General features: G+C 61.9%; 26 protein-coding genes. 13 read left to right on the top strand and 13 right to left on the bottom strand.

What is annotated here, in order from left to right:
* Positions 1-19: 19 nt before the first annotated feature.
* The 3 genes from FHT69_RS06315 to FHT69_RS06325 form a co-directional block, all read right to left on the bottom strand.
* Positions 20-745, bottom strand: coding sequence for a DUF2259 domain-containing protein (locus FHT69_RS06315; RefSeq protein ID WP_063475233.1), 726 nt, complete (start codon positions 743-745; stop codon positions 20-22).
* Positions 742-1,419, bottom strand: coding sequence for a ribulose-phosphate 3-epimerase (gene rpe / locus FHT69_RS06320; protein WP_047609989.1), 678 nt, complete (start codon positions 1,417-1,419; stop codon positions 742-744). The genes FHT69_RS06315 and rpe overlap by 4 nt, the downstream gene beginning before the upstream one ends.
* Positions 1,420-1,485: 66 nt before the next feature.
* Complete coding sequence (locus tag FHT69_RS06325) at positions 1,486-2,568, bottom strand: ABC transporter substrate-binding protein (protein WP_047609987.1); 1,083 nt, start codon at positions 2,566-2,568, stop codon at positions 1,486-1,488.
* A gap of 180 nt (positions 2,569-2,748) precedes the next feature.
* On the opposite strand from FHT69_RS06325, the gene FHT69_RS06330 reads away from it, so the two are divergent.
* Together FHT69_RS06330 and FHT69_RS06335 are read left to right on the top strand one after the other, a co-directional pair.
* Positions 2,749-3,243 carry a flavin reductase gene (locus FHT69_RS06330; protein ID WP_028758357.1) on the top strand — a complete coding sequence of 165 codons (495 nt, stop codon included), beginning with the start codon at positions 2,749-2,751 and terminating at the stop codon, positions 3,241-3,243.
* A 37-nt stretch (positions 3,244-3,280) separates the two neighbouring features.
* A complete protein-coding gene (locus FHT69_RS06335; protein ID WP_047609986.1) occupies positions 3,281-3,598 on the top strand; it encodes a TfoX/Sxy family protein in 318 nt (105 codons plus the stop codon).
* Here the strand turns inward: FHT69_RS06335 and FHT69_RS06340 are convergent, their stop codons facing one another.
* The 5 genes from FHT69_RS06340 to FHT69_RS06360 all read right to left on the bottom strand — a co-directional run bounded on the left by FHT69_RS06340 (position 3,599) and on the right by FHT69_RS06360 (position 8,428).
* Complete coding sequence (locus FHT69_RS06340; RefSeq protein ID WP_047609985.1) at positions 3,599-4,021, bottom strand: NUDIX domain-containing protein; 423 nt, start codon at positions 4,019-4,021, stop codon at positions 3,599-3,601.
* Positions 4,022-4,029: 8 nt separating this feature from the next.
* Positions 4,030-5,547 (bottom strand): DEAD/DEAH box helicase, encoded by a 1,518-nt coding sequence (locus FHT69_RS06345; RefSeq protein ID WP_047609983.1) that lies wholly within the window; start codon positions 5,545-5,547, stop codon positions 4,030-4,032.
* Positions 5,548-5,704: 157 nt separating this feature from the next.
* Positions 5,705-7,024 (bottom strand): peptidoglycan DD-metalloendopeptidase family protein, encoded by a 1,320-nt coding sequence (locus FHT69_RS06350; protein ID WP_063475234.1) that lies wholly within the window; start codon positions 7,022-7,024, stop codon positions 5,705-5,707.
* Positions 7,025-7,130: 106 nt separating this feature from the next.
* Entirely contained in the window at positions 7,131-7,958 is an 828-nt protein-coding gene (locus tag FHT69_RS06355) for a ferritin-like domain-containing protein (RefSeq protein WP_063475235.1), read from the bottom strand.
* Entirely contained in the window at positions 7,955-8,428 is a 474-nt protein-coding gene (locus FHT69_RS06360) for a peroxiredoxin (protein WP_063475236.1), read from the bottom strand. The genes FHT69_RS06355 and FHT69_RS06360 overlap by 4 nt, the downstream gene beginning before the upstream one ends.
* A gap of 124 nt (positions 8,429-8,552) precedes the next feature.
* On the opposite strand from FHT69_RS06360, the gene FHT69_RS06365 reads away from it, so the two are divergent.
* Both FHT69_RS06365 and FHT69_RS06370 read left to right on the top strand, forming a co-directional pair.
* Complete coding sequence (locus FHT69_RS06365) at positions 8,553-11,951, top strand: DUF3971 domain-containing protein (protein WP_183905111.1); 3,399 nt, start codon at positions 8,553-8,555, stop codon at positions 11,949-11,951.
* A 218-nt stretch (positions 11,952-12,169) separates the two neighbouring features.
* Positions 12,170-12,454, top strand: coding sequence for a hypothetical protein (locus FHT69_RS06370; protein ID WP_028758365.1), 285 nt, complete (start codon positions 12,170-12,172; stop codon positions 12,452-12,454).
* 139 nt (positions 12,455-12,593) lie between these two features.
* On the opposite strand, the gene tyrS is transcribed toward FHT69_RS06370, so the two are convergent.
* Entirely contained in the window at positions 12,594-13,850 is a 1,257-nt protein-coding gene (tyrS, locus tag FHT69_RS06375; protein ID WP_183905112.1) for a tyrosine--tRNA ligase, read from the bottom strand.
* 131 nt (positions 13,851-13,981) lie between these two features.
* On the opposite strand from tyrS, the gene FHT69_RS06380 reads away from it, so the two are divergent.
* Entirely contained in the window at positions 13,982-15,100 is a 1,119-nt protein-coding gene (locus tag FHT69_RS06380) for an anhydro-N-acetylmuramic acid kinase (RefSeq protein WP_097622386.1), read from the top strand.
* The gene (locus tag FHT69_RS06385) at positions 15,097-15,624 is read left to right on the top strand and encodes a GNAT family N-acetyltransferase (RefSeq protein ID WP_097622387.1); all 528 of its coding nucleotides are present in this window, start codon (positions 15,097-15,099) and stop codon (positions 15,622-15,624) included. The genes FHT69_RS06380 and FHT69_RS06385 overlap by 4 nt, the downstream gene beginning before the upstream one ends.
* 1 nt (position 15,625) lies before the next feature.
* Here the strand turns inward: FHT69_RS06385 and FHT69_RS06390 are convergent, their stop codons facing one another.
* Together FHT69_RS06390 and FHT69_RS06395 are read right to left on the bottom strand one after the other, a co-directional pair.
* Positions 15,626-16,804 carry an acyltransferase family protein gene (locus FHT69_RS06390; protein ID WP_063475239.1) on the bottom strand — a complete coding sequence of 393 codons (1,179 nt, stop codon included), beginning with the start codon at positions 16,802-16,804 and terminating at the stop codon, positions 15,626-15,628.
* A 144-nt stretch (positions 16,805-16,948) separates the two neighbouring features.
* Positions 16,949-17,626 (bottom strand): alpha/beta hydrolase, encoded by a 678-nt coding sequence (locus tag FHT69_RS06395; RefSeq protein WP_003559715.1) that lies wholly within the window; start codon positions 17,624-17,626, stop codon positions 16,949-16,951.
* A 218-nt stretch (positions 17,627-17,844) separates the two neighbouring features.
* Here FHT69_RS06395 and FHT69_RS06400 point away from each other — a divergent pair, with 218 nt between their 5' ends.
* The 7 genes from FHT69_RS06400 (at position 17,845) to sufA (ending at position 25,029) form a co-directional block, all read left to right on the top strand.
* On the top strand, positions 17,845-19,011 hold the full coding sequence (locus FHT69_RS06400; RefSeq protein ID WP_097622388.1) for a cysteine desulfurase family protein: 1,167 nt from the start codon (positions 17,845-17,847) through the stop codon (positions 19,009-19,011).
* 168 nt (positions 19,012-19,179) lie between these two features.
* Positions 19,180-20,649, top strand: a complete 1,470-nt coding sequence (sufB, locus tag FHT69_RS06405; RefSeq protein ID WP_047609963.1) for a Fe-S cluster assembly protein SufB — start codon at positions 19,180-19,182, stop codon at positions 20,647-20,649.
* A 189-nt stretch (positions 20,650-20,838) separates the two neighbouring features.
* A complete protein-coding gene (sufC, locus tag FHT69_RS06410; protein WP_018445225.1) occupies positions 20,839-21,594 on the top strand; it encodes a Fe-S cluster assembly ATPase SufC in 756 nt (251 codons plus the stop codon).
* Between the two features lie 24 nt (positions 21,595-21,618).
* Positions 21,619-22,893, top strand: coding sequence for a Fe-S cluster assembly protein SufD (sufD, locus tag FHT69_RS06415; protein WP_183905113.1), 1,275 nt, complete (start codon positions 21,619-21,621; stop codon positions 22,891-22,893).
* A 12-nt stretch (positions 22,894-22,905) separates the two neighbouring features.
* Positions 22,906-24,147: a cysteine desulfurase gene (locus FHT69_RS06420; protein WP_047609958.1), complete on the top strand. Its 1,242-nt coding sequence runs from the start codon at positions 22,906-22,908 to the stop codon at positions 24,145-24,147.
* A 12-nt stretch (positions 24,148-24,159) separates the two neighbouring features.
* Entirely contained in the window at positions 24,160-24,540 is a 381-nt protein-coding gene (locus tag FHT69_RS06425; protein ID WP_016554095.1) for an SUF system Fe-S cluster assembly protein, read from the top strand.
* A 96-nt stretch (positions 24,541-24,636) separates the two neighbouring features.
* On the top strand, positions 24,637-25,029 hold the full coding sequence (sufA, locus tag FHT69_RS06430) for a Fe-S cluster assembly scaffold SufA (RefSeq protein ID WP_097594397.1): 393 nt from the start codon (positions 24,637-24,639) through the stop codon (positions 25,027-25,029).
* 56 nt (positions 25,030-25,085) lie between these two features.
* Here the strand turns inward: sufA and FHT69_RS06435 are convergent, their stop codons facing one another.
* Both FHT69_RS06435 and FHT69_RS06440 read right to left on the bottom strand, forming a co-directional pair.
* Positions 25,086-25,391 carry a flagellar basal body protein gene (locus FHT69_RS06435; RefSeq protein WP_028757740.1) on the bottom strand — a complete coding sequence of 102 codons (306 nt, stop codon included), beginning with the start codon at positions 25,389-25,391 and terminating at the stop codon, positions 25,086-25,088.
* 167 nt (positions 25,392-25,558) lie between these two features.
* Positions 25,559-26,605: a GH25 family lysozyme gene (locus FHT69_RS06440; protein WP_063475243.1), complete on the bottom strand. Its 1,047-nt coding sequence runs from the start codon at positions 26,603-26,605 to the stop codon at positions 25,559-25,561.
* Positions 26,606-26,702 lie beyond the last annotated feature (97 nt).

A 26,702-nucleotide genomic window follows, 5' to 3' on the forward strand; every position in this document is an offset into this window, starting at 1 on the left:
GTCCTGGGGCGATCCATGCTCAGGGATGAACCGGAACGGCGATCCAGCGTCCGTTCCTCTCGGCATCGAAGGCGAGGATGAGGGCGATGTGAACCTGATTTTCGGTTTCCGGCTGATAGACCATCGCGCCGCCGATCCGGTATTCGACCGAACATACCCGTTCGGCCGGAACGGCGGTGGCCTGGCGTGCCGCCTGGCGGTTCGGAGCGCCCTCCTTCTCGATCATCTGCAGGCTGAAGCCAAGCACCCGCTTGTCGATCGAAGCGCATTCCTTCGGCGTCGGCACCGGCATCTCGCCGAGCGAGAGCGTATAGGGTGATTTTGGCGGACCGTCGGTCGCAAGCGTCGTGTAACGGATCGTCTTCGAAGGAGAACCGAGTTCGGTCGGCGGATTGAAGGCGGCGATCAGGCCGGGATTGGTCAGGAGATCGTATTTGTCCATCTCGCCGCGTGCCGCCGTCAGGTTCTGCCGCCGCGCCTTGGAAAGATTGGCGTCCTTATCGGTCAGTTCGGTGCGAAACGGCGTGCCCTCGAGATACTGGCCGCTGCCGGTATTGACGAAATAGGTGTTGGAGTAGGGGATGCGGCCCTCCTCCTTGATGCCGAATTCCTGAAATCCGAAGACCTTGCCGTCGGCGGAAAAGCCGATCGGCTGGATATTGGCAATGTCTCCGGCAAGTGACATGCCGGGCAGGCCGGCAAGTGCGGCGGCAAGCACGCCGCCAATGATGAGACGCTTCTTCATGTTCGTGCCCCTTCGGCTGCCTGACGCAGATCGGCGATGGTCCGACGGTAAGCCTCGACCGTATCGCCCTTGAAAATTGCCGAGCCGGCGACGAGGACGTTGCCGCCCGCCCGGGCAATTGCCGGCGCCGTTTCCACAGTCACGCCGCCGTCGACCTCGAGTTCGATCGGCCGATCACCGATCAGTGACTTCGCCGCCGCGATCTTGGCCGCCATCGCCGGAATGAACTTCTGTCCGCCGAAGCCGGGATTGACCGACATGATCAGGATGAGGTCGACATCGTCGAGCACGTTCTCGATGGCGCTGAGCGGTGTCGCCGGATTGATCGTCACGCCGACCTTCTTGCCGAGATTGCGGATGGTCTGCAGCGAGCGGTGCAGATGCGGTCCGGCTTCGGCATGGACAGTGATCCGATCGCAGCCGGCCTTGGCGAAGGCTTCGAGATAATCGTCGACCGGCGAGATCATCAGGTGGCAGTCGAAGGTGGCTGATGTGTAGGAGCGCAGCGACTTGATGACATCAGGGCCGAAGGAGATGTTCGGCACGAAATGCCCGTCCATCACGTCGAGATGGATCCAGTCGGCGCCGGCGGCCGTTACGTCGCGCACCTCCTCGCCGAGCCTGGCGAAATCCGCCGCGAGGATCGAGGGGGCGATGCGAATGGGCAGCGTCATCAAATCTTACTCCATATGGGTCGCCATTTGACTGCGGCGCCCTGATTCAAGGCTGGCGCGCGCCGCTCATTGCGTTGGCGCGGCGGGTGGAAAAAAGCCGTTGCCCCGCCATTCGAGCAGGCGGTAGGGGTTTTGCGAAAGCTCATGCGCGCCGGTGAAGGCCATAGTGCCGATCGGCGTCTGGAATGTCGTGCCGAGAAGCATCTCCTGGAGGGGTTTGCTCGCTGCAGCGGCGGCTTCCGCAGCCTGGCCGGCAATGAGTGCCGCGGCCAGCGACGGCAGGACATAACCTTCCGGCTCGATGCCTTTGGCGCGCAAAGCGTCGGCTGCAGCTGCGCTTTCCGGCCGAACGGTATATTCGGGCAGGGCAACGGCGCGCACGCCTGTAATCAGCGGCAGCGGCTGGTCGGCGGCGCGCATGGCATCGCCGCCGAGGATGGACAGCGGGATGTTCTCCGCCTTGGCGTCGCGGGCGATGACGGCAACGTCGTTGCGGTCGCCGCCGATGAAGACCCTGGTGGCGCCGGCCCGTTTCAGGCGGCGCACGAGGGCAATCTGCTGTTCCTGTCCCGGCCGATAGGTGTCGGTAAAGACCGGCTTCAGGCCGTTCTGCTCCAGCGCGTTGCGCACTGCTTCCGTCAGTTCTCGGCCATGGATGGTGCCGTCTTCGATCAGGGCGATCGGATCGGCGGCCCAGTCCTTCAGGATGATTTCGATGATCTTTGCCGCCTCGGCGCCGTCGGCGGGCGCTGCCCGGAAGAGCGGCCAGCCGTTCTTCAGCGCATCCTCCATCAGGATGCGGGAGCGCACGGAGACGGTGATCGCGGGAATGTTGGCGTCCTTCAGCTTCGGCAGTGCGCCTTCCAGCGTCTCGCTGCAGAGAAAGCCGATCGCGACCTGCACCTTGGCATTGATCAGCGCGTCGGCAATTGCTGCGCCGCTATTCTCTTCGCAGGTCTCGTTGATGGCGACCAGAGTATTGCCTGATTGTTGAATCTCGAAACCGGCGCCGGCGGCAATCTGGGCGCCGAGGAGGGCGAGCGTGCCGTTCTGAGGGGCGACGACGCCGATCGTCACGCCTGCCGCATGGCTCGGCACGGCCGCTCCCAGCAGCGTCAGAAAGGCTGCTATGCCACGCAGGTTGATCATGAAAGGCGAAGATCCCTAGCCGTCGTCCATGCCCTTTTATCCGCAAGGCCGCGATCGTCAAAGAAAAACAAGCGCAACGCAGCGCTTTTCACCGGTCCTATTGTAGAAAAGGTAACCGATGCTCGCCATATTGGCGCGATAACAAGTCGATCAATGCAAAAGCGCGCACGGGAGAAGCAGGTGTTGAACAGGCAGCATATCGACCCTGGCCTTTATCGCGATGCCATGAGCCGTTATGCCGGCCATGTGCAGCTCGTGACGACGGCGATGGGCGAGTTGCGCCGCGGCGTCACCATCACCGCCGCCTGCTCGGTCTCGGATAATCCGGCCTCGGTGCTGATCTGCCTCAACAACACCAACCCGAAGAACGACATCTTTTTCAGGAGCGGCATCTTCGCCCTGAATACGCTCGGCGCCCATCATCAGGGCGTCGCCGATGCCTTTTCCGGACGCACGGCGCTTGCCGATGACGACCGTTTCGCCAGCGCCCGTTTTGAGATGCTCGTCACCGGCGCGCCCGTCCTGGCCGACGCGCTTGCCGCCTTCGATTGCCGGGTGACCGACATCAAGGAAATGCCGACGCACAATGTCATCTTCGGCGAAGTTGCGGCCGTCCGCTTCAGCGAAAAACACCCAGCGCTCATCTATATGGACCGGGATTATCACGCGCTGTGATGAGAGCGCCGTGGCCGAGATTTCGAGGGAATAGAGAATGGACAATGCCGGGATCGAGGAAATGTTTCAGGGGCTCGGCCCGGTCACGGTCAAGCGCATGTTCGGCGGCAAGGGCATCTATCATCTTGGGCGCATCATCGCGCTCGAAGTGCGGGACGAGATGCTGCTGAAGGCCGATGAGAAGAGTGCCCCGGAATTTGCGGCTGCCGGCGCCACGCAGTGGAGCTATGAAGGCAAGAAGGGCAAGCCGGTGAAGATGCCCTACTGGTCGATCCCCGACGAGGCCTATGACGATCCCGATCTGATGGCGAAATGGGTGCGGCTAGCCTATGAGGCGTCGCTTCGCGCCGAATGACTAGCTGCGTTCGGCAGTCGGCAAAGCCGCTATCGCCGCCTTGGTGAAGGCCGACAGCGGCTCGGGCAAGTCCGTCAGCGGAAACCAGCCGAAATCCGAAAGCTTGTCCGGTTCGGTCAATTGTGGTTCGCCTTCGATGTCACGGGCGAGATAGAGAACTGAAATCCAGTGCTGGCGATCGGCATCGATGATCTGCTCGGTCATGCCGATTCGTTCGATGCGCCCGATCGTCAGGCCGGTTTCTTCTTCGGCCTCGCGGCGCGCGGCTTCCTCGGCCGGCTCCATGTGATCGACCTTGCCGCCGACAATGTTCCAATAGCCGGCTTCAGGTGGGCGCATACGTTTGTAGAGAAGGATCCTGGCGTCGCGCAGAATCACCAGCCCGACGCCGAGACCCGGAAAATCGATACCGGGTCTGGCCATGGCAATGCTCAGACCTTGGCGCTGCCGGCGATCAGCATGAAAGCGGGGATATCGTCGCCGAAACCGATCGGGGTCGGGCCGTCGTCGTGGTCGCGATGGCGGCGGCGGTCGCGGCTGTCATCATTTGCCGGATAAGGCCGATTGTTGCGCGCGTTGTTCTGCGGCTTCTGCTCTGCTTTGCGCTCGTTCTTCACGATGTCGGCCTTTACTGGTGCTGCCTGGATCACTTGGACGTCATTATCCTGTATGTCGTTGTCAGATTTATGACTCGCGGCGCCACGACTGCCGCGGCCGCGGCCGCGATCCTTCTCGCCTCGATCGTCCCGACCGCCACGCTCGCGGCTGTTGCGGCGCGGGCGTTCGCTGTCCTTGCCTTCTTCTGCCGGCGGTAGGGAATTCAGGTCACCGTTCTGCCATTCGACCTTTTCGCCGATCAGCTTCTCGATGGCGTCGACGAATTTGGTGTCGCGCTTGGTGACCAGGGTGAAGGCGGCACCCGAGCGGCCGGCACGGCCGGTGCGGCCGATGCGGTGGACGTAATCCTCGGAGTGAATCGGGACATCGAAATTGAAGACGTGGCTGACATCGGGAATGTCGAGGCCGCGGGCTGCAACGTCGGAGGCGACCAGCAGCTGGAGATTGCCGTCACGGAAGCTCTGCAGCATCATCGTGCGGGAGCGCTGGTCCATATCGCCATGCAGGGCGCCGACGGAGAAACCGTGGCGCTCGAGCGACCGGAAGAGATCGGCGACATCCTTCTTGCGGTTGCAGAAGATGATGGCGTTCTTCAGCTCGGTCTGGGCACGGACGAGTTCGCGCAGAACCGCACGCTTTTCGTAGTCCTTGCTGTGCGAGGCGACGAAGCGCTGCGTCACGGTCTTTGCGGCGGAAGCCGGCTTTGCGACCTCGATGCGCTCGGGATTCTGCAGGAACCGGTCGGCGAGCTTCTGGATTTCCGGCGGCATGGTCGCCGAGAAGAACAGCGTCTGACGGGTGAACGGGATCATCTTGGCGATGCGCTCGATATCCGGGATGAAACCCATGTCGAGCATGCGGTCGGCCTCGTCGATGACGAGGATCTCGACGCCGCTCATCAGGAGCTTGCCGCGCTCGAAATGGTCGAGCAGGCGGCCGGGCGTGCAGATCAGCACGTCGGCGCCGCGCTCGAGCTTGCGGTCCTGGTCCTCGAAAGAAACGCCGCCGATCAGCAGGGCGACGTTGAGGCGGTGGTTTTTGCCGTATTTCTCGAAATTCTCGGCGACCTGGGCGGCGAGTTCGCGCGTCGGCTCGAGGATCAGCGTGCGGGGCATGCGGGCGCGGGCGCGGCCCTTCTCCAGAAGCGACAGCATCGGCAGAACGAAGGACGCCGTCTTGCCGGTGCCTGTCTGCGCGATGCCGCAAATATCGCGGCGCTCGAGCGCAAAGGGAATAGCTCCCGCCTGAATGGGCGTGGGGATCGTGTAGCCCGCGTCGGCAACAGCGGATAGCACTTTTTGGCTCAAGCCAAGGTCAGCAAATGTCGTCAAAGGGAAAACTGTTTCCGTTCCGGTTCGGCCGAGCTCTGAACGAGTCGGCGGGATTGCATGCCGCAATGCAGCGCGACATAGCCCCGAATGGCCGGCAAGTCAAGAATTAGAGAGGCCGCACCCCGTGCAGAGTGAAGCGATGGTTACCGGCCGGGTATTACTTGATATAGGTGGCGAGTTTAAGGCCGGCATTCATGAAATATACTGGATCGACCGCGTGACCGTCCTGGCGCACTTCATAATGCAGGTGCGTGCCTGTCGAGCGGCCGGTGCTGCCGGCAAGGCCGATGACGTCGTTGCGGTCGACCGTGTCGCCGACCTTGACCAGCACCTCCGACATATGCCCGTAGCGCGTCGAAATGCCGTTGCCGTGATCGACCTCGACCATGTTGCCGTAGCCGCCGGTCCAGCCGGCCGAAATCACCCTGCCAGGCGCCGTCGGGCGGATCCTTTCGCCCGGCGAAAAGCGAAAGTCGATGCCGGAATGAAGCGCGAGGCGGCCAAGGAAGGGGTCGCGGCGATTGCCGAAGGGGCTGGTCACTTCCTTGCCGACGGCGGGATTGCGGAAGGGCAGGGATTCGGCGGTGCTGCGCACGGCCTCGAGCCGGGTCAGCGCGCCGTCGAGGGCGACCAGCGAAGTGTTGAAGTCGTCGTTGCTTTCAGGCTCGACATAGGGGCCGCCGACGGCATCGTCATCGTCTTTCCTGGCCGCGGTCTCGGGCATCGGGATCTTGAAGCGGGTCAGCACGGTCTCGATAGCGTTGGCGGCACTGCCGGCATCGCTCGTCAGCTGTTCGACCCGGCTGCGCTGGTCCTGTTCGACATCCTTCAGCGACAGCGTCACCTTGGAGAAGATCCGGTCGGCGCGGTCGCCGACGGTCTCCGCGGTCGGCACATAGGCAAGCGTCGAATTGTCGGGCGTCGCATCGGCGGGGGCGCCGCTTGCCAGCTGTTTCTCGATCGCCTGGATACCGCCGCCGTCAAGCGAAGCGCGCTTGTCTTTGATCTCGGGGGCATAAGACTGAACGGGGGAAGACGGCGCGGGCGGGGCGCCATCCTTCTCTGTCAGGCCGGAACTTTCGGCCCGATCGAGCAGATTGTCGAGCTTGCCATGGCGCGAGGTCAGCGCCATCTGCTGCTCCATCAGCTTGTCGACCTTGTCCTCGACCACCTGCTGGTCGAGAAGCTGGCGAGAGGTGATGCGGTCGACCTGAGCGCGAAGGGCGGCGATGCGGTCTTCATAATCGTGCTGCATGCGGGCCTGGCGCGCCATGGTAGCGCCGATGAGGTCGTCGCGCAGCACGAGATAGGACGTGGCCAGGAGATAGCCGATCGAGAACACGCCGATGAAGCAGAAGGCAAGGGCTGCCATCCACGGCCGGACCGTCATGTGGCGGACCTTGTCGCCGCTTGCCAGGATGAGGATATGTTCCTGCGCCCGCCTGCCGAATACCCGGTGCTGATGTCCGCTGTTCACGCAGGCTCTCCCGATTGATGCTCTACGCCTCTTTCGGAAAATTAGACACGCTTATGGTTAATGAATGCTTTCATTGCCGCCGTCCGCGGCAGAAATACCAGGCATTTCAAGCGTGGCTGATCGATGCCAGTGCGCGATAGAAGGACGGCGTCAGCCCCGCCTCGGCGCGGGCGAGATCATTGAAGGGTGGCTTCAGCGGTCCGCGAAAATTGGCGCGGACCAGTTCCTGGAAGGCCTTTGCCGGGTCGCGCTTCTCTCGTGCACAGAGGAAGCGGAACCATTTGGCGCCGACGGCGACATGGCCTTTCTCGTCGTTGTAGATGACATCGAGGACCGCTGCACTTTCGAGATCGCCGGTTTCGCGCATCTTCGCCTGCAGCGACGGCGTGACGTCGAGGCCGCGGGCTTCGAGAATCAGCGGCACGACGGCGAGCCTTGCCGTCAGGTCGTTGCGCGTCGAATGGGCGGCCTGCCAGAGCCCGTCATGGGCGGGGAGATCGCCGTAATCGGCGCCGAGATCGTTGAGTCTGGCACGCACCATGCGAAAATGCTTCGCCTCCTCGAAAGCGACTTGCATCCAGCCGTCGAAGAAGGAATTCGGCACCTGCTCTGTCGCAAATCGCGCGACGATATCGAGCGCCAGATCGACGGCGTTGAGTTCGATATGGGCAATGGCATGCAGCAGGGCGATTCGCCCCTTGAGCGTATGCAGCGAGCGCTTCTTCACCTGGGTCGGCGGCGTCAGCTCCGGCTTGTCGGGACGGCCGGGCCTGTCCGGCAGGGCGGCATCGAGCGGCGAGCGCAGCGACACCCGGCGGGCGAACCAGCGGGTGGCGCTTTCCTGCGCAAGAGCCGTCTTGCGGTCGAGATCGGCGGAAGAGATCGCATCGATGGCGCCACCGCGCAGCGAGGTTATCGCCAGATGCCCGGTCACGCGGCGAGATTCCGCACGGCCTCGAGCACGGTTTCGGCATGGCCCTGCACCTTTACCTTCTGCCAGATGGTGGCGATGATGCCGTCCTTGCGGATGAGGAAGGTGGTGCGTTCGACGCCCATGAAATTGCGGCCATACATGCTCTTTTCTTTCCAGACGCCATAGGCCTGCAGCGTCGTCTTTTCCTCGTCCGAGGCGAGCGCCACCGAAAGACGGTGCTTCTTGACGAATTTGTCATGGCAGGCGGCCGAATCGGGAGACATGCCGATGACGGCGGCGCCCGCCGCATCAAACTCGGCTGCTAAGGCCGTGAAAGCCAATGATTCGGCAGTGCAGCCGGTCGTATCGTCCTTGGGATAGAAGAACAGCACGAGCGGCCTGCCGTGGAATTCGGCCAGCGAGACGCGGCCGCCGCCGTCGCGGGGAAGGTTGAAATCAGGGGCCGTGGCGCCGATGCCGGGAACCGCCATTGGGAAAACCTTTCTTTTGCCGGGTTTGTGGATGACACTTTCTCTCCCCGAATTATATAGTGGATGGAAACCCGTCCAGCATGGCCGGGTTCAATTCTTCACTAAAGGGAGAGCCCGAGGGCGCATGTCAGCCATCCGCGGCGAAAAGGTCACGTTTCGCAAGAAGGATATCGTTGCGCTGGACCGCTTGCCGTCCGCCCAGGCCGAGGATCCGATCATCGTCCATTGCCCGCCGCCGCGTTCGCCGATGCGCCGCACGGCGAAGCTGACCTGCGGATTTCTGGGACTGATCCTTGTTATTCTGGCCGGCATTGTTTTCACCGTCGAGAGCGGCATGTTCGACAAACCGCTGTCGCAGCAGGCGCAGGCGGCGCTGAACGGCGTGGCCGGACCGCGCTACCGCGCCGAGGTCGGCTCCACCGTCATCCGCTTCACCTCGGGCTTACGTCTGGCGCTGGAAGCGCGCAACGTCAACATGATCGATCAGGAGAGCGGCCAGCATCTGTCGACGACGGGTTCGGTGCGCCTGGGGCTCGATCCGCTGCAGCTCTTCCGCGGCCGCATCGCCGTCACGGACATCGAGGCTGACGATATCGCGCTCGATACCGCGCTTCTGCCTTCCGGCAATCCCGTCAAGCTCGACGATCTGCGCATCGACGCCATGCCGGCGGCGATGGAGAGGATCTTCTCGCAGTTCGACATGTTCGACAGTATCGCCACACGCGGCTCGACGAATTCGGTGCGCATCTCCGGCATCGACATCAAGCTTGCCGATACCGCCAATGGCCCGCTGTCGCTTGTTATCGACAATCTGGTCTTTGCCCATGCCGGCCCGTCCTCGCTGCAATTGACCGGCGAGGTGGCGCTCAACGGCGAGGTGGCGGAACTCGACGTGCTGGCCGAGAAGGAAGACGGCCACGTCTCGAAGGTGGTGGCGGCGCTGAAGCATGCCGACCTCACGCCGTTCGCGCTGAAACGCAACGATCAGGGTGTGATACGGCAGGGGCTTAGCGCCTTTGTCGACATGACGGTGTCGGCCACCAGGGCGCGCGATGGCGCGCAGCCGGCGCTTGCGGCAACGGTCGATATCGATCCCGGCCTGATCTATGCGGACGGTGATCCGCAGGAGCTGTCGGGCGGGCAAATCAACCTCGTTTATGATTTCGCCAAGCAGACGATCGAGATTGCCCGGTCCAACGCCCGGTTCGGCGCGACCACGCTGCCGATCAACGGCGCGCTGATCGATCTCGACAAGCTCGACCCGCAGGCCGGCAAGGGCTTCGGCATCGACCTGCTGGTCAGCGGCGGCACGGCGGCCCCCGGCGGTTCCAGCGAGCCGCCTGTTGCCTTCGATATCCAGGCGACCGGGCGCTACATGGTCGCCGGCCGGGAATTCCGGTTTCCCAACATGACCGTTTCCAGCCCGCTCGGCGCGCTCTACGGATCGCTTGATATCAAGCTCGGCGACAAATCGCCGGAGATCAGCTTCGCCGGCCAGTCGTCGCAGCTGCAGACGACGGCGATCAAGCAGCTCTGGCCGTTCTGGATGGCGCCCAAGGTGCGCAACTGGGTGCACGGCAATCTCTTCGGCGGCACCGTCACCGACGCTTCCATTTCCGTTTTCATTCCCTTCGGCCGGCTGGACGAGGCAGCCGGCGGCAAGGGATTGAAGCTCGACGCCAACCAGATCCGCATCGGTTTCGACATCGCGGGGGCTCGGATGAACGTCGCCGGCGACATTCCGCCCATCCGCGACACGTCGGCACATTTCGACCTGACCGGCCCCGTTGCGACGATCGCGATCAAAAGCGGCACGTCCTATTTCCCCTCCGGCCGGTCCGTCGGTCTCGGGCAGGGGACATTCGTCATACCATCCGCCTATGACAAGCCGCTGATGGCCGATATCGATCTCGCGGTGTCCGGCGCGGCGGACGCGGTCGGCGAGCTTCTAACCTACAGGCCGATCCGGGTGCTGCAGCGCGCCGGCTTTACGCCCGACGATTTCAAGGGCCGGATCGAGGCGAATGTGAAGGCGCATTTCGGCCTGCTCTCCTCGCAGAACCCGCCGCCGGCCGAATGGGCGGCGGCCATGAAGCTCAGCGATATTGATCTCGCCAAGCCATTTTCCGGCCGTACCATCACCAATCTCGACGGCACGCTGAACGGCAATCCGAAACAGATCACGCTCGATGCCAAGGCCCAGATCGACGGCGTTCCGGCCGATATCGATCTTACCGAACCGGTTGAGGCATCCGACAGTGCGTTGCGGCAGCGGGTGATCACCGCGACGCTTTCCGAGGACCAGCGCAACAAGCTGATACCCGGCCTTTCGGGCATCATCGGCGGCAGCGTGAAGATGGTGCTGACGCGGATCGACAACGACCGGCAGGACGTCCAGCTCGACCTCACCAAATCGCTGCTCGAATTGCCTTGGATCGGCTGGTCGAAGGGCAGCGGCATTGCCGCCACAGCCGAATTTGAAACCTCCGGCCCGGCCGACAACACTCAGGTCAAGAACTTCCGGCTGAAAGGCGACGGTTTCGGCGCCAACGGATCGCTCAATATCGGCAAGGGTGGGCTGACCTCGGCCGATTTCGACAGTGTCAAGCTTTCCTCGCTCGACGATTTCGCTCTCTCGGTGAAGCGCAGCAAAGGCAATTTCGACGTCTCGGTCTCCGGCGACAGCGCCGATGCGCGGCCTGTTATCGCGCGGTTGAAATCGGGCTCGGACGGCGATGGCGACGGGGATGGCGGCGACACCAGCGTATCGGTGCGCGCCCGGCTGAAAAACGTCATCGGTTTCAACGACGAGAAGGTCGGCAATTTCCAGGCGCAGATATCACTGCGCGGCGACAAGCTGCAGACGCTCAACTTTTCCGCCGTCACGGACAGCGGCGAGGCCGTGGTCAGCCAGATGAAGGACGGCGGCGTCATCAACATCACCAGCGGCGATGCCGGCGCGGTATCGCGTTTCGCCGATCTCTACCAGCACATGCAGGGAGGGTTGCTCAATCTGGCGATCCGGCTGGGGGCAGAGGGCGGCTGGGACGGCTCGCTCGATGTGCGCCGCTTCTCGATCGTCAACGAACAACGCTTGCGCTCGATCGTCTCGACGCCTGTCGGAAGTGAACAGCGCAGCCTCAACGAGGCGGTCAAGCGCGACATCGATACCTCGTCGCAGCGCTTCCAGCGTGGCTTTGCCCGCGTCGTTTCACGCAATGGCATGGTCGGCATCGAGAACGGCGTGCTGCGCGGCGACCAGATCGGCGCGACCTTCCAGGGCGTCGTGCGCGACCGCAAGGGCAATATGGACATGACCGGCACCTTCATGCCGGCCTACGGCCTCAACCGCCTCTTTGCCGAGCTGCCGCTGATCGGCGTCATCCTCGGAAATGGCAGCGACCGCGGCCTGATCGGCATCACCTTCAAACTGACGGGCAAGTTCGACCAACCGAACCTGCAGATCAATCCGCTGTCGATTATCGCGCCTGGCGTCTTCCGGCAGATCTTCGAGTTCCAGTGAGGCTGTGAAGGCCGGACGGCAGAGGTCGTGGCGAGAACGCCTAAATTCCTTTCCGCCTGAGTAGGATCAGCAAAACGCGCAAGCATCGACCCGATCAGAATCGATCCGAAGCCCGGTGTCGAAACGAGCGAACGACGCTTGGCCTGCTATTTTAGGGAAATTTGATGTAAGCTGCGTCTCCGGCCTTGGCAACGGCCGTTGCGATGTCGGAGGATGCCATGCAGTGCGCTCGGACAGTCTCTTTCGTATCGGTCGCGGTGATCGCCGCTGCGGTCGGCGGCCATGCTGCATATCCCGCCGAAAAGAGCGAGCGACTGAAGCCGCCGGAGCTCATCCGGTCGGCCCATGTGCTGACGGTTCCTCTCGACGCGATGATGACGCCGCCTGTCTTCTCGATCAGCTGGTGGTCGCGCGTCAAACCTGCTTCAGACGTCAATCCGCCAAGCTATGTGTTTCGAGAGGCTGAACGGACGGATGCGCCATCCCGGCCGGGAGTCGAGTGACCGTATGCGGTAGTGCCGCGAAACTCTCGGTACGCGCGGCTGTATCGTCAACTTCGCAAATGCCTCGACACCGCCGTCAGCGAAATCGAAAAAGCCGGCGCGGAGGCCGGCTTTCATATCTGTTCGGAATTGAGGCCGCTTACGCCGCGCGGCGGATCAGGATGTGCTTCTTCTTGCCGAGCGAGAGCTTGATGACGCCGTCGGTGGTGATTTCGCCGCTGTTGATCAGACGGCGTTCGTCGCTGACCGCCTCGTCGTTGATGCGGACAGCGCCGCCCTGGACGTGGCGGCGGGCTTCGCCGTTCGAGCCGGCGAGGCCGGCGCGGACCATCAGCGACAGCAGGCCGATGCCGCTATCGAGTTCGCCGGCCGGGATATCGACCGAAGGCAGGTTTTCCGAAAGACCGCCTTCCTCGAAGGTCTTGCGCGCCGTTTCGGCTGCCTGTTCGGCGGCTTCGCGGCCGTGCAGGATCGCCGTGACCTCGGTCGCAAGGATCTTCTTGACCTCGTTGATCTCCGAACCGCCGAGTGCCGAGAGGCGGGCGATTTCATCCATCGGCAGCGTCGTGTAGAGCTTCAGGAAGCGCGAGACGTCGGCGTCCTCGGTGTTGCGCCAGTACTGCCAGAAATCATAGGCCGAGAGCATGTCGGCGTTCAGCCAGACAGCGCCCGTCGCCGACTTGCCCATCTTGGCGCCCGACGATGTCGTCAGCAGCGGCGAGGTCAGCGCATAGAGCTGCGGTGTCCCCATACGGTGACCGAGGTCGATGCCGTTGACGATATTGCCCCATTGGTCGGAACCACCCATTTGCAGGCGGCAATCGTAGCGCTTGGCGAGTTCGACGAAGTCGTAGGCCTGGAGGATCATGTAGTTGAATTCCAGGAAGGACAGGGACTGTTCGCGGTCGAGACGCGTCTTCACGCTGTCGAAGGACAGCATGCGGTTGACCGAGAAGTGCTTGCCGACATCACGCAGGAATTCGAGGTAGTTCAGCGAGCGCAGCCATTCGGCATTGTTGATCATCAGCGCGTCCTTCGGACCGTCGCCGTAGTTCAGATAGTTGGAGAAGACGCGCTTGATCGAGGCGATGTTGCCTTCGATCGTGTCCACGGTCATGAGCTGGCGCGCCTCTTCCTTGAAGGAGGGATCGCCGACCATGCCTGTGCCGCCGCCCATCAGCGAGATGGCGCGATGACCGGTCTTCTGCATCCAGTGCAGCATCATGATCTGGATCAACGAGCCGGCGTGCAGGCTGGGCGCCGTCGGATCGAAGCCGATATAAGCCGTCACGGTTTCCTTGGCGAACATGTCGTCGAGGCCGCGCTCATCAGAGATCTGATGAATGAAGCCGCGCTCTTTCAGCGTGCGGAGGAAATCGGACTTGAACTCGGACATGGCCTTCGTCTCTTGATATCTGCGCTCGCCCATGCGGGTCTCGCGCAAGTTCGTTGTTGTTGATCTGTCGCGGCGCGTTTAGCACTGTTTTTATCAAAGTGCATCCGGGAATCGCATGGGAGGCAAGCCTCATGGATGTCATCAGGACTGCGATCGGTCTGATGAGCGGCACGTCGATGGACGGAATCGATGTCGCGCTGCTCAGGACCGACGGCCGCGGCTTCATCGAGCACGGGCCGTTCATGGGCGTGCCCTATGACGCCGATTTTCGCGGCCGGCTGAAACGGGCGCTGGAATTGGCGCGTCCGCTCAGCGACAGGAGCGAACGGCCCGCTGAGCTTCGCGACATCGAGCTGGAACTGACCTTACGGCATGCAATTGCCGTTACGGCATTCCTGGAGCGTTTCGGGCTTTCTGCCGATGCCGTCGATGTTCTCGGCTTTCATGGCCAGACAGTACTGCATCGCCCTGACGAAGGATTGACGATCCAGATCGGTGACGGTCCGGAACTGGTGCGCCGAACCGGCATTCCGGTGGTGTACGACATGCGCGCCAACGACATGGTTCATGGCGGGCAGGGCGCGCCGCTGGTGCCTGCCTATCACGCCGCACTTGCGGGAAAATTCCAGCAGGCTGGACAGGCGGTGTGCTTCGTCAATATCGGCGGCATCTCCAATTTGACCTTTATCGGCACGGATGGCCGGATATCGGCCTTCGACAGTGGGCCGGGCAATACGCTGATCGACCAGTGGGTGGAGATGCAGACCGGCAGAACCTATGATCCCGGCGGCGAAATCGGTGGGCGCGGCAAGGTCGTGGCCGCTCTCGCGGAACGTTATCTGCAAAGCCCGTTCTTCCGCGGCAATCTTCGCCGTTCGCTCGACCGCGGCGATTTCGCGCCGCTTCGGCCCGAGGAAGCGAGCCTTGAAGACGGCGCCCGCACGCTCGCCCATGTCGCCGCCGCCTCGATCATCAAATCTGCCGGCTTTCTGCCCGAGAGCCCATCGATCTATATCGTCTGCGGCGGCGGGCGGCTGAACGCCACCGTGATGGCGGAGTTTTCCGCCATGGCCGGAAGGCTGGGCGCGAGGGTGTTGAGCGCCGAGGAGGCAGGCTTCGACGGCGATGCGATGGAAGCCGAGGCCTGGGCCTATCTCGCCGTCCGCTCGCTGGACGGGCTGCCGTTGACGTTTCCCGGCACGACGGGCGTCGGCGCCCCCGTCAGCGGCGGGGTGCTGGCGACGCCATGAGAGAGCAGAGCGTTATATTGAGCACGCCGCGGCTCAGCTTCGTCATGTGGGACGAAGGCGATGCGCCCCTCGTGCAGCAACTGCATTCGACGATGGCGACGACCCGATATCTGTCCGGCAACGGGCCATGGAGTCTCGAAAAGGCTGAGGAGCGGCTGCGGGGCTGGTTCGAGGAGCAGGCGCGCCACGGCACGACGAAATACAAGATCCTCGACGAGGACGGCCGGTTTATCGGTCGCGCGGGGATTTCGAAGTTCAGGAACGAGCAATTCGAACTTGGCTATTCCCTGCGCGAGGAGGTGTGGGGCAAGGGCCTGGCGACCGAGGCGGCAGGTGCGGTGGTCGACTGGTTCTTCGAAAGGCAGCTTGCGCAGCGCCTCATCGCCTTCACGCATCCCGATAACATCGCCTCGCAGCGTGTGCTGAGGAAAATCGGCATGCGTGAACGCGTGCCGATCCTGATCGATGGAGTGCTTGACCCAGCTTTTGAACTCACCGCCGATATGCGGCCGGCAAAGTCCTAATTTAACTCTTTACGGCAACCGGCGGCCGGACGTGGGATTCGCGCCCAGCCTGATTGCCATCCTCGACGCCCCTGACCTGGGCGATGAACGAGAACTTCTTGCGAAGGCCAAGGATCGGCTTCTCGATGAAATGCCAGGACAGCACCGCCACGGCGAGGGCCGAGGGCAGGCCGACGAGATAGAGCGCCAGCGCACCATATTTCGGATAGAGAAATACGGACGGAAACGAGCTGATCCAGATCTGCAAAAACGGGTCATGATAGAGATAGACGCCGTAGGAATAGTCGCCCTTCCTGAAAAAGGCCGGAATGGGTACCTCCGACAGGCCGATAAAGACGGTGATATAAACGAGAGAGGTGATGACCAGGGGCCGGTTCATCACCGACTCCGTCGCTTGGCTGTCCAGGGTGAGAATGGCGACGAGGCAAACCAGGCCGGCGGCGGCGAACAGCCAGCGGGAATGCGGAATGACCGCTTTGAACTGAAAGACGACGATGCCCATCATGAAGGCCGTTATCAGCTGGGAGCCTCGGCTCATGAACAGGAAGCGAGCGATCGGCTTGACCGAGCCTGGCAGCAGATAGGGCATCTTCTGCACGACAAGGCCGATGACGATATAGGCGATCGTCACCGCAAGCAGCTTGTAGCGCGTCTTGACGATGGCAGTGATCATCAGGAACGACATGATGATGTAGCAGAAGATCTCCCAGGGAACCGTCCAGAGCGCGCCGTTGACACGTTGGCTCGGATTGTCCTGGAAAACGCCCGGCAGCTCGTAATGGATCCAACCGACGATATTCAGAAAGTATTTGAAAAACCGCGGATCGGTAAAATATTCGGCGTGATAGACGATCGTGACGAGCGGCCCGATGATCAGCGAACAAACGACGATATCGACGGCAAGCGCCGGGACGATACGCAAGCTTCGGTTGATCAGGAAATTTCTGAGGCTCAGGCGTTGGGCGCTGCCGGCGATCAGAAATCCGCTCAGCGCGAAGAACATCGGAACAAGAGCGTATTCCGTGAACCAGAATACCGACCCCCTGATGAAGTCATTGTTCCTGGTTAACAAAAAGGAATGGGTCAATACGATGGAAAAGGCGAGCCCTATTCGAAGAAAATCGAACCCCGGACCGATTCCCCTATACTTATCCAGGACTTCCCCGAACGACTTGGTCATTGCGGACCTCGCTTTTGTTAGGATCGCGAGGACCCTACCGCACTGCAACATACATTGCAACACGATAGGTGATCTGTTCTGACACGTTCGGTCCGGTGAGGTTCCGGACCGTCACGGCATCGATGGGGCCGAGATTTTGTGGTGTCAGCGAATCCGCTTGGCGGCCGGTTCCGGCACCAGTTCGCCGTTGAGGCGGCGGTCGAGATAGTCTTCGCATTCGCCCATCAGGGTTTCCACCTGGCCGTTGAAGAAGTGGTTGGCGTTGGCAACGGTGCGGTGGGTGATGAGGATGCCCTTCTGGGTCTTCAGCTTCTCCACAAGGCCATTGACATCCTTTTCCGGCGCTACCTTGTCGGCCTCGCCATTGATGATCAGGCCGGAAGAGGGGCAGGGCGCCAGGAAGGAGAAGTCGTAGGTGTTCGGCTGCGGCGCGATCGACATAAAGCCTTCGATCTCCGGCCGGCGCATCAGCAGCTGCATGCCGATCCAGGAGCCGAAGGAATAACCGGCGACCCAACAGGTCTTGGAATCGGGATGCAGGCTCTGCACCCAGTCGAGCGCCGAGGCGGCATCCGAAAGTTCGCCGGCGCCGTGGTCGAATTCGCCCTGGCTGCGGCCGATGCCCCGGAAATTGAAGCGCAGCGTCGTGAACCCGCGCTTCTGGAACATGTAGAAGAGCTGATAGACGATCTGATTGTTCATCGTGCCGCCGAACTGCGGATGCGGATGCAGAATCAGGGCGATGGGCGCGCTTTTTTCCTTGGAGGGCTGGTAGCGGCCTTCAAGACGGCCGGCTGGGCCGTTGAAAATTACTTCGGGCATTGGTACTCCGGGTTTTATTTCGCGTTCGCGCTGCGTTGGACGACAACATTGACTTGACTAGTGTTGTCAGCTTTTCTAAAACGCAGTTTAGAACAATTCGAAACTTGCATGGCGATCCACGCATCGTGGAATGTGTCATAAGGCAAGCCCGGCGGAAATTTCAAGAAAAATGAACCGCGGCCGCTGAAGCAAGCTCGTCAAGCGCAGGACTGAAGATCATGGCGCCGCCACGCCTTTATCTCGACTGGAATGCCACAGCGCCGCTACACCCCGCAGCACGCGAGGCGATCATGCGCGCCATCGACATTTTCGGCAATCCAAATTCCGTTCACGGCGAAGGCCGCGCCGCCCGCGCTGCAATTGAAGGTGCGCGGCGCAAAGTGGCGGCACTTGCCGGCACCGATGCCGGAAATGTGGTTTTTACCAGCGGCGCGACCGAGGCCGCCAACCTGGTGTTGACGCCGGATTTCCGCATGGGCCGCACGCCGCTGCGGCTCGGCCAGCTTTATTTTTCGGCGATCGAGCATCCGGCAGTGCGCGAGGGTGGCCGCTTCGCCAGAGAGACGATGACGGAGATCCCGGTGACGGAAGCCGGCATCGTCGATCTCGATGCGCTCGGCACCCTGCTCGATGCTCATGACAAGGCTGCCGGCCTGCCGATGGTCGCCATCATGCTCGTCAACAACGAGACGGGCATCGTCCAGCCTGTGGAGGCAGCGGCAAAGATCGTGCATGCCCATGGTGGGCTCCTGGTCGTCGACGCCGTTCAGGCCGCCGGTCGCCTCGCGCTCGATATCAATCGGATCGGCGCCGATTTCATGATCGTCTCCTCGCACAAGATCGGCGGACCGAAGGGTGCCGGCGCGCTCATTGCGCGCGGTGAGGCGCTGATGCCGCGACCGCTGATCCAGGGTGGCGGGCAGGAGCGGGGTCACCGCTCGGGGACACAGAATTCACTGGCGCTGATCGGCTTCGGCGCGGCGGCGGAAGCTGCGGCCGAGGAGCTCGATGGGCGCAATGCGGCGATCGGCGCGTTGCGCGAGCGGCTGGAAGCCGGCATGCGTCGGGCGGCAGCCGATGTAATGATCCACGGCGAGGGCGGCGAACGTGTCGCCAACACGATCTTCTTCACCCTGCCGGGGCTGAAGGCCGAGACCGGGCAGATCGCCTTCGATCTCGAAGGCGTTGCCCTTTCCGCAGGCTCGGCCTGCTCATCCGGTCGGCTTGGCGAAAGCCATGTGCTGACGGCGATGGGACGTGACGCCAAGCTCGGGGCATTGCGCATCTCGCTCGGCTTTTCGACGACCGAAGACGATGTCGACAGGGCGATTGCGGCTTTCGCGAAGATTGCCTGCCGGCGAAGGTCGGCGGGTGAGGCGGCATAAGCCGCATCATAAACTTGCGGAAACGCAAATTTCCGCTTGCCAATCGGGCTGAAAAGTCCCTTTTGGCCTCTTACATCAGGGTAAGGCATTTGCCCGACATCAGGGCAGGACAATTGCCCGAACGCTACAAGCTGCCGGACCTTGTATCCGGCGAGATTGGAGAATGAAATGGCTGCGGTGCAGGAAACAATCGACCAGGTCCGCCTGATCGATGTGGACCAGTACAAATACGGTTTCGAGACCGTCATCGAGATGGACAAAGCGCCGAAGGGCCTGTCCGAGGACATCATTCGCTTCATTTCGGCTAAGAAGCAGGAGCCGGAGTGGATGCTGGAATGGCGCCTCGAAGCCTATCGGCGCTGGCTGACGCTGGAAGAGCCGACCTGGGCGCGCGTCAATTATCCGAAGATCGATTTCAACGACATCTATTACTACGCCGCGCCGAAGAGCACGCCGGGTCCGAAGTCGCTCGACGAGGTCGATCCGGAGCTGTTGAAGGTCTACGAGAAGCTCGGCATTCCGCTGCGTGAGCAGGAGATCCTTGCCGGTGTCGAGAAGCCGAAGATCGCCGTCGACGCCGTTTTCGACAGCGTCTCGGTCGTCACCACCTTCAAGGCAGAGCTGAAGAAGGCCGGCGTGATCTTCATGTCGATCTCGGAAGCCATCCGCGAGCATCCGGAGCTGGTGCAGAAATACCTCGGCTCCGTGGTGCCGACGAGCGATAACTATTATGCGACGCTGAATTCGGCTGTTTTCACCGACGGCTCCTTCGTGTTCATTCCGAAGGGCGTTCGCTGCCCGATGGAGCTTTCCACCTATTTCCGCATCAACGAGAAGGGCACCGGCCAGTTCGAGCGCACCCTGATCATCGCGGAAGAAGGCGCCTACGTCTCCTATCTGGAAGGCTGCACGGCGCCGCAGCGCGACGAAAATCAGTTGCATGCTGCCGTGGTCGAGCTGGTTGCGCTCGACGATGCCGAGATCAAGTATTCCACCGTCCAGAACTGGTATCCCGGTGACAAGGAAGGCAAGGGCGGCATCTACAACTTCGTCACCAAGCGCGGCGATTGCCGTGGCGACCGCTCGAAGATTTCCTGGACGCAGGTCGAAACCGGCTCGGCGATCACCTGGAAATATCCGTCCTGCATCCTGCGCGGCGACGACAGCCGCGGCGAGTTCTACTCGATCGCCGTGTCCAACGGCCATCAGCAGATCGACAGCGGCACCAAGATGATCCATCTCGGCAAGAACACGTCGAGCCGCATCGTCTCCAAGGGCATCGCCGCCGGCGTGTCCAACAACACCTATCGCGGCCAGGTCTCGGCTCACCGCAAGGCGTCGAACGCACGCAACTTCACCCAGTGCGATTCGCTGCTGATCGGCGACAAGTGCGGCGCTCATACCGTGCCCTACATCGAGGCGAAGAATTCGACGGCGCAGTTCGAACATGAAGCCACGACCTCGAAGATCTCCGAGGACCAACTGTTCTACTGCCTGCAGCGCGGTATCCCGACAGAAGCGGCGATCGCACTGATCGTCAACGGCTTCGTCAAGGAAGTCCTGCAGGAACTGCCGATGGAATTCGCCGTCGAGGCGCAGAAGCTGATCAGCATCTCGCTCGAGGGCTCGGTGGGCTAAACAGGTCTCCGTCATCCTCGGGCTTGTCCCGAGGATCTGCGCACCTATGCGGAAGGTCGCGCCGGAACATTAGGACGATTACAATTTAAAGCTTAGATCCTCGGGACAAGCCCTAGGATGACGATTGAGGCCGATGAGAACGGTCAATTGGGCGGCACTTGAACCCGCTTTATGGACAGGAAAAACGAAATGCTTGAAATCAGAAACCTCCATGCCCGTATCGCCGAAGACGGCACCGAGATCATCCGTGGCCTGAACCTGACGGTGAAGGCCGGCGAAGTTGCCGCGATCATGGGGCCGAACGGCTCCGGCAAGTCGACACTCTCCTATGTTCTGTCCGGCCGCAGCGACTACGAAGTGACTGAGGGCGACATTCTCTATAATGGCGAGAGCATCCTCGAGCTCGATCCCGCCGAGCGCGCCGCCAAGGGCATCTTCCTTGCCTTTCAGTATCCGGTCGAAATCCCCGGTGTCGCCACCATGCAGTTCCTGAAGGTGGCGATGAACGAGCAGCGCAAGGCGCGCGGCGAGGACGAGCTGACGACGCCGGATTTCATGCGCCGCGTCAAGGATGCCGCCGGCAAGCTGCAGATCAATACCGAGATGCTGAAGCGGCCGCTGAATGTCGGCTTTTCCGGCGGCGAGAAGAAGCGCGCCGAGATCCTGCAGATGGCGCTGCTCGAACCGAAGCTCTGCGTGCTCGACGAAACCGATTCCGGCCTCGATATCGACGCGCTGAAGATTGTCGCCGACGGCGTCAACGCGCTGCGTTCGCCGGATCGCGCCGTCGTGGTGATCACCCATTACCAGCGCCTGCTCGACTATATCGTGCCCGATACCGTCCACGTGCTCTATAAGGGCCAGGTGATCAAGTCGGGCGACAAGACGCTGGCGCATGAGCTGGAAGCCAATGGCTATGCCGACATCATCGGCACGGCGGCCTGAGTTCGGGTGGAAAGGACGACGTCCATGAACATGCAGACGACGAGCCGCCTGACAGCGGCCGAAGCGGCACTGATCGAGGCCTTCAACCAGCAGATCGGTGAGCTGCCCGGCAATGGCGCGGTGACGGCGCTGCGCGACCGGCTTCTCGACGACCTGAAGAAGGCCGGCCTGCCGACGCGCCGCATCGAGGCCTGGCATTATACCGACCTCAAGAATCTTCTGCGCACCGTTCCGCCACAGGCGGGTGATGCGGGCTCCGAAGCTTTGGAGCCGCTCGTTGTCGATGCCACGGTGCTGGCGGTGATCCAGGGCCATTCCAACCAGAAGGCTGCCGCCGACGGTCTTGGCATTTCGACCTATTCCGGCCATCTGCTCGATGGCTCCGCCGCAAACGGGCTCGATGCGCTCGGCAACGACGACGCCGTCGGCCGCATCAATGGCAGCTTCGTGCGCGACGGCTATGTCGTCGACGTGCCTGCCGGCACCGAGCTTGAAGCTCCGCTCGAAATCCAGTTCATCCATGCCGGCGGGCAAGCGCATACGCGCCTTCCCGTGGCCTTCGGCGCCGGCGTCAAGGCGACCGTCATCGAGCGTCACCTTGCGGCGACAAATGATGCGGCGCTGGTCTCCCATGTCAGCGACATTACGGTCGGCGAGGGAACGGAGCTGACCTGGATCGTCCTGCAGCAGCAGGGAGCCGACGATACGCATCTTGGGCAGATCCGCATCGATCTCGGCGCTGACGCCAAGCTTCGGCTGTTCGTCATCAATGCCGGCGGCAAGCTGGTGCGCCAGGAGCTGCATATCAAGGTGACGGGCGAGGGCGCCGATCTGACGCTGCGCGGCATCAACCTGCTGGGCGCTGACAGCCATACAGACGTGACGATGGTGCTCGGCCACGACGTGCCGAACACCGGTTCGACCGAGGTGATCCGCAACGTCGTCTTCGACCGCGCCAAGGGCGTGTTCCAGGGCATGATCCGGGTGGCGCCCGATGCGCAGAAGACCGATGCCAAGATGGCCTGCAACACGCTGCTGATGTCCGACGATGCCGAATTCTCGGTCAAGCCCGAGCTTGAGATCTTTGCCGACGACGTGCAGTGCGGCCATGGCGCGACGGTGACCGATATCGACGCCAATCATCTCTATTACCTGATGGCGCGTGGTATTCCGGAGAAGATGGCGCGGGCGATGCTGGTCAACGCCTTCGTCGCCGAAATCGTCGAGGAACTGGAAGACGAGGCCCTGGTCGAGGCGCTGGAAAGCGTGATTTCGACCTGGCTCGAAAAGCACGCCTGATCGGATATATCGATGGACAAGATAGTGCCGGCCACTGAGTACGACGTCGAAGCCATCCGCCGGGATTTTCCGATCCTGGCGGAGAAGGTGCACGGCAAGCCGCTGGTCTATCTCGATAACGGCGCGTCGGCACAGAAGCCGCAGGTGGTGATCGACGCCATCTCGCATGCCTATTCGCATGAATATGCCAATGTGCATCGCGGCCTACACTATCTCTCGAATGCCGCGACGGACGCCTATGAGGCCGCGCGCGAAAAAGTCCGCCGCTTCCTCAATGCGCCTTCGGTTGATGACATCGTCTTCACCAAGAATTCGACGGAAGCGATCAACACCGTCGCCTATGGCTGGGGCATGCCCAAGATTGGCGAAGGCGACGAGATCGTCCTCACGATCATGGAGCACCATTCCAACATCGTGCCCTGGCACTTCATTCGCGAGCGGCAGGGCGCCAAACTCGTCTGGGTGCCCGTCGACGACGAGGGCGCCTTCCATATCGAGGATTTCGAAAAGAGCCTGACGGAGCGCACCAAGCTCGTCGCCATCACCCACATGTCGAATGCGCTCGGCACGATCGTTCCCGTCAAGGAAGTCTGCCGGATCGCGCATGAGCGCGGCATCCCGGTGCTGATCGATGGCAGCCAGGGCGCCGTGCATCTGCCGGTCGACGTGCAGGATATCGATTGCGACTGGTACGTCATGACCGGCCACAAGCTCTACGGCCCATCCGGCATCGGCGTGCTTTACGGCAAGAAGGAACGGCTGCAGGAGATGCGTCCGTTCCAGGGTGGCGGCGAGATGATCTTCGAAGTCGCCGAGGACGTCGTTACCTATAACGATCCGCCGCATCGCTTCGAGGCCGGCACACCGCCGATCGTGCAGGCGATCGGGCTCGGTTACGCGCTCGACTATATGGAGAAGGTCGGCCGCGAGGCGATCGCCCGGCATGAGGCCGATCTTGCGGCCTATGCTGTCGAGCGGCTGAAATCGGTCAATTCGCTGCGGGTCTTCGGGACGGCGCCGGATAAGGGGAGTATCTTTTCTTTCGAGCTTGCCGGAATCCATGCCCATGACGTCTCGATGGTGATCGACCGGCAGGGTGTTGCGGTCAGGGCCGGCACGCATTGCGCCATGCCGCTCTTGAAACGCTTCGGCGTCACATCCACATGCCGTGCATCCTTCGGCATGTATAATACCCGCGCCGAGGTCGATACCCTGGCCGATGCGCTGGAATATGCGCGCAAGTTCTTTGCTTGAGGAGTGTCCGTGATGAGCCTGGACGAAAGCGAACAGAAGATCGACGTGCGCGAAGGCATCGTGCATTCCAGCATTCCGGCCGATGAACTGGCGCGGCTGAGTGACGACGTCATCAGCGCCCTGAAGACCGTCTACGATCCCGAAATTCCGGCCGACATCTTCGAACTCGGTCTGATCTACAAGATCGATATCGAAGACGACCGGATGGTGAAGATCATGATGACGCTGACAGCGCCCGGCTGCCCGGTGGCCGGCGAGATGCCAGGCTGGGTCGAGAACGCCGTCGGCGCCGTCGAGGGCGTATCGGGCGTCGAGGTCGAAATGACCTTCGATCCGCCGTGGACGCCGGACCGCATGTCCGAAGAGGCGCAGGTCGCCGTCGGCTGGTACTGATACGGTGCCGTGGTATTGATCCGTTTACCTCGGACGACTACATTTGAGTCACGATGCGCCGGATCTTGACCCCGGTTGCGGAAGGAGAATAAGCCGATGGGCTTTGCAATCATGAGCATGACGGACGGGGCTGCGGCCCGTGTCAAGTCGATCGTCGAGAACTCGGGACCGGCCGCCAAAGGCATTCGCGTCGGCATCAAGAAGGGCGGCTGCGCCGGGATGGAGTATACCATCGACCTGGTGACCGAGCCCAATGCCAAGGACGACCTGATCGAGCGCGATGGTGCAAAAGTCTGGGTCGAGCCGTCGGCGGCTCTTTATTTGCTCGGCACCGAAATGGGCTTCGAGACGACGACGCTGCGCTCGGGCTTCACCTTCACAAATCCGAACCAGACGTCGGCCTGCGGCTGCGGCGAATCCGTCGAGCTGAAGCCTGCCGATCTCGCGGCCCTTGCCGCCCAGCGCCAGGCCGAGCCGGCGCATTCCTGATGGCCTTCAGGCCGACGGAAAATTCTCCGCCAGCAACTCCATGAAATCGGGCGTGCTCAGTCGCGCTTGATGCTCATCAGCATTTCCCACATATCGGCGCCGGTCTCGAAGACCACGGCGTTTGCCTTGTAGCTCTGCTCGGCTTCAACAAGGCCGGTCAATTCGGTGGCGGGATCGACATCCGACGCCGTCGGGCTGACGACGGCCTGGACACCGCCTGCTTCAACGGAGGTGAGGCTGGTGTTCAGCCTGGCATAGTCCGGCGTGCTGCTGTTTGCGATGTTGTTGGCAATCGCGCCGACCCGCGTCGTCTGCGCCCGCATTCCCGAAAGAGCAGTGCTCGTCATGCCCGATATGCTCATCAGCCGTTTCCCCAGAACTGGATGAAATTCTTGTACACGCCAGGATTTAGAGAATGCTGAAGGCGTTGCGTTAGCAAAGACCTACAGCTGAGTGCGTCTTGCCATTCATCTGTTCCGGATTGACACGGAACGATGTTGGAAAGGCGCGGAAATCATGGACAGCTTGGCTATCGCGACGCCACCCAGTCGTGCCAGTCGCTTTCATTGCCGTTGAAGACGTTCAGGTCGATCTTGCCGTCGACGCCATCGGAAAGGCCGGAGCCGGAATACTGCCAGAAGAGCCACTTGCGGCCCGGATAGACCTTGGAGGGGTGAGCGGCCACCGAGCGCAGCCAGAAGGGATAGTCGAGCATTTGGCCCTTCAGGTTATCCCGGTAGAAGTCCGGCGCGGTGTAGATGATTGGACGCTGGCCGTAATGGCGCTCCAGCTTGTCCATGAAGACCTGCATCTTTTCCCGGACACGTTCAGGCGAGATGCGCCTCTTGCAGCTCGATTCGCCGTTCCATTCGACGTCGATCACAGGCGGAAGAGCGTTGGCTTCCTTCGGTACGTTGCGGATGAACCAGTCGGCCTGCTCGCCGGCTGTCCGGCACCAATAGAAGAAGTGATAGGCGCCGTGTTTCAGCCCGGCTTCCTTGGCCCGGCGCCAGTTCTTCTTGAACATCGGATCGAGGTGATCGCCACCGTCTGTCGCCTTGATGTAGACGAAGTTCGCGCCTTGCCTGCGCAGCGTCTCCCAATCGATCTCGCCCTGCCAGCGCGACACGTCGACGCCGTGCACGGCAAGCTTTCTCGGCGAGGTGGAACCGAAGTTGATCGGCTTGGCATCGCGGAACCGGTGGCCGTAAATTTGGCCGCGTGAGGGCGGCCTCGCGCCGAGATCGGGAATCGCATTGCCCGCGGGATTGCTCGGCATCAGCATGGCGACCGGTTTTTCCGTCGGCATCGGCATGCCGACCGGCCTGTCTGCGGGGACGAGCGCCTGCGGCTCCGGAACCTGCCCCGTCCAGCTCAATGCCTCCTGCGGCGGGCTTGCCTGCGGAGCAGGATCGCCCACGGCTGCAGCCGGTATCGGGCCGCTCGGCTGGGTAATGGCATTGGTCGTTTCGCGCGACGGTACAGGGGTGAGCACATCTTCGGCGCCAGAACTTGCGGAGCATCCCGAGAGAATCAGGGCGGCGAGGAGGATTGCTGGCACAGCCGATGGACGCATAAGAACCTGCACGCAAAACAAGGGATCGACGATGATCCATGTTGATGGAAGCCGCCTTTATGAATTGCTAACAGAGACTTGCTAAGAAAGGTTAAAT

The sequence above is a fragment of the Rhizobium sp. BK008 genome, assembly GCF_014197345.1.
GTDB classification, from domain to species: Bacteria; Pseudomonadota; Alphaproteobacteria; order Rhizobiales; family Rhizobiaceae; genus Rhizobium; species Rhizobium anhuiense.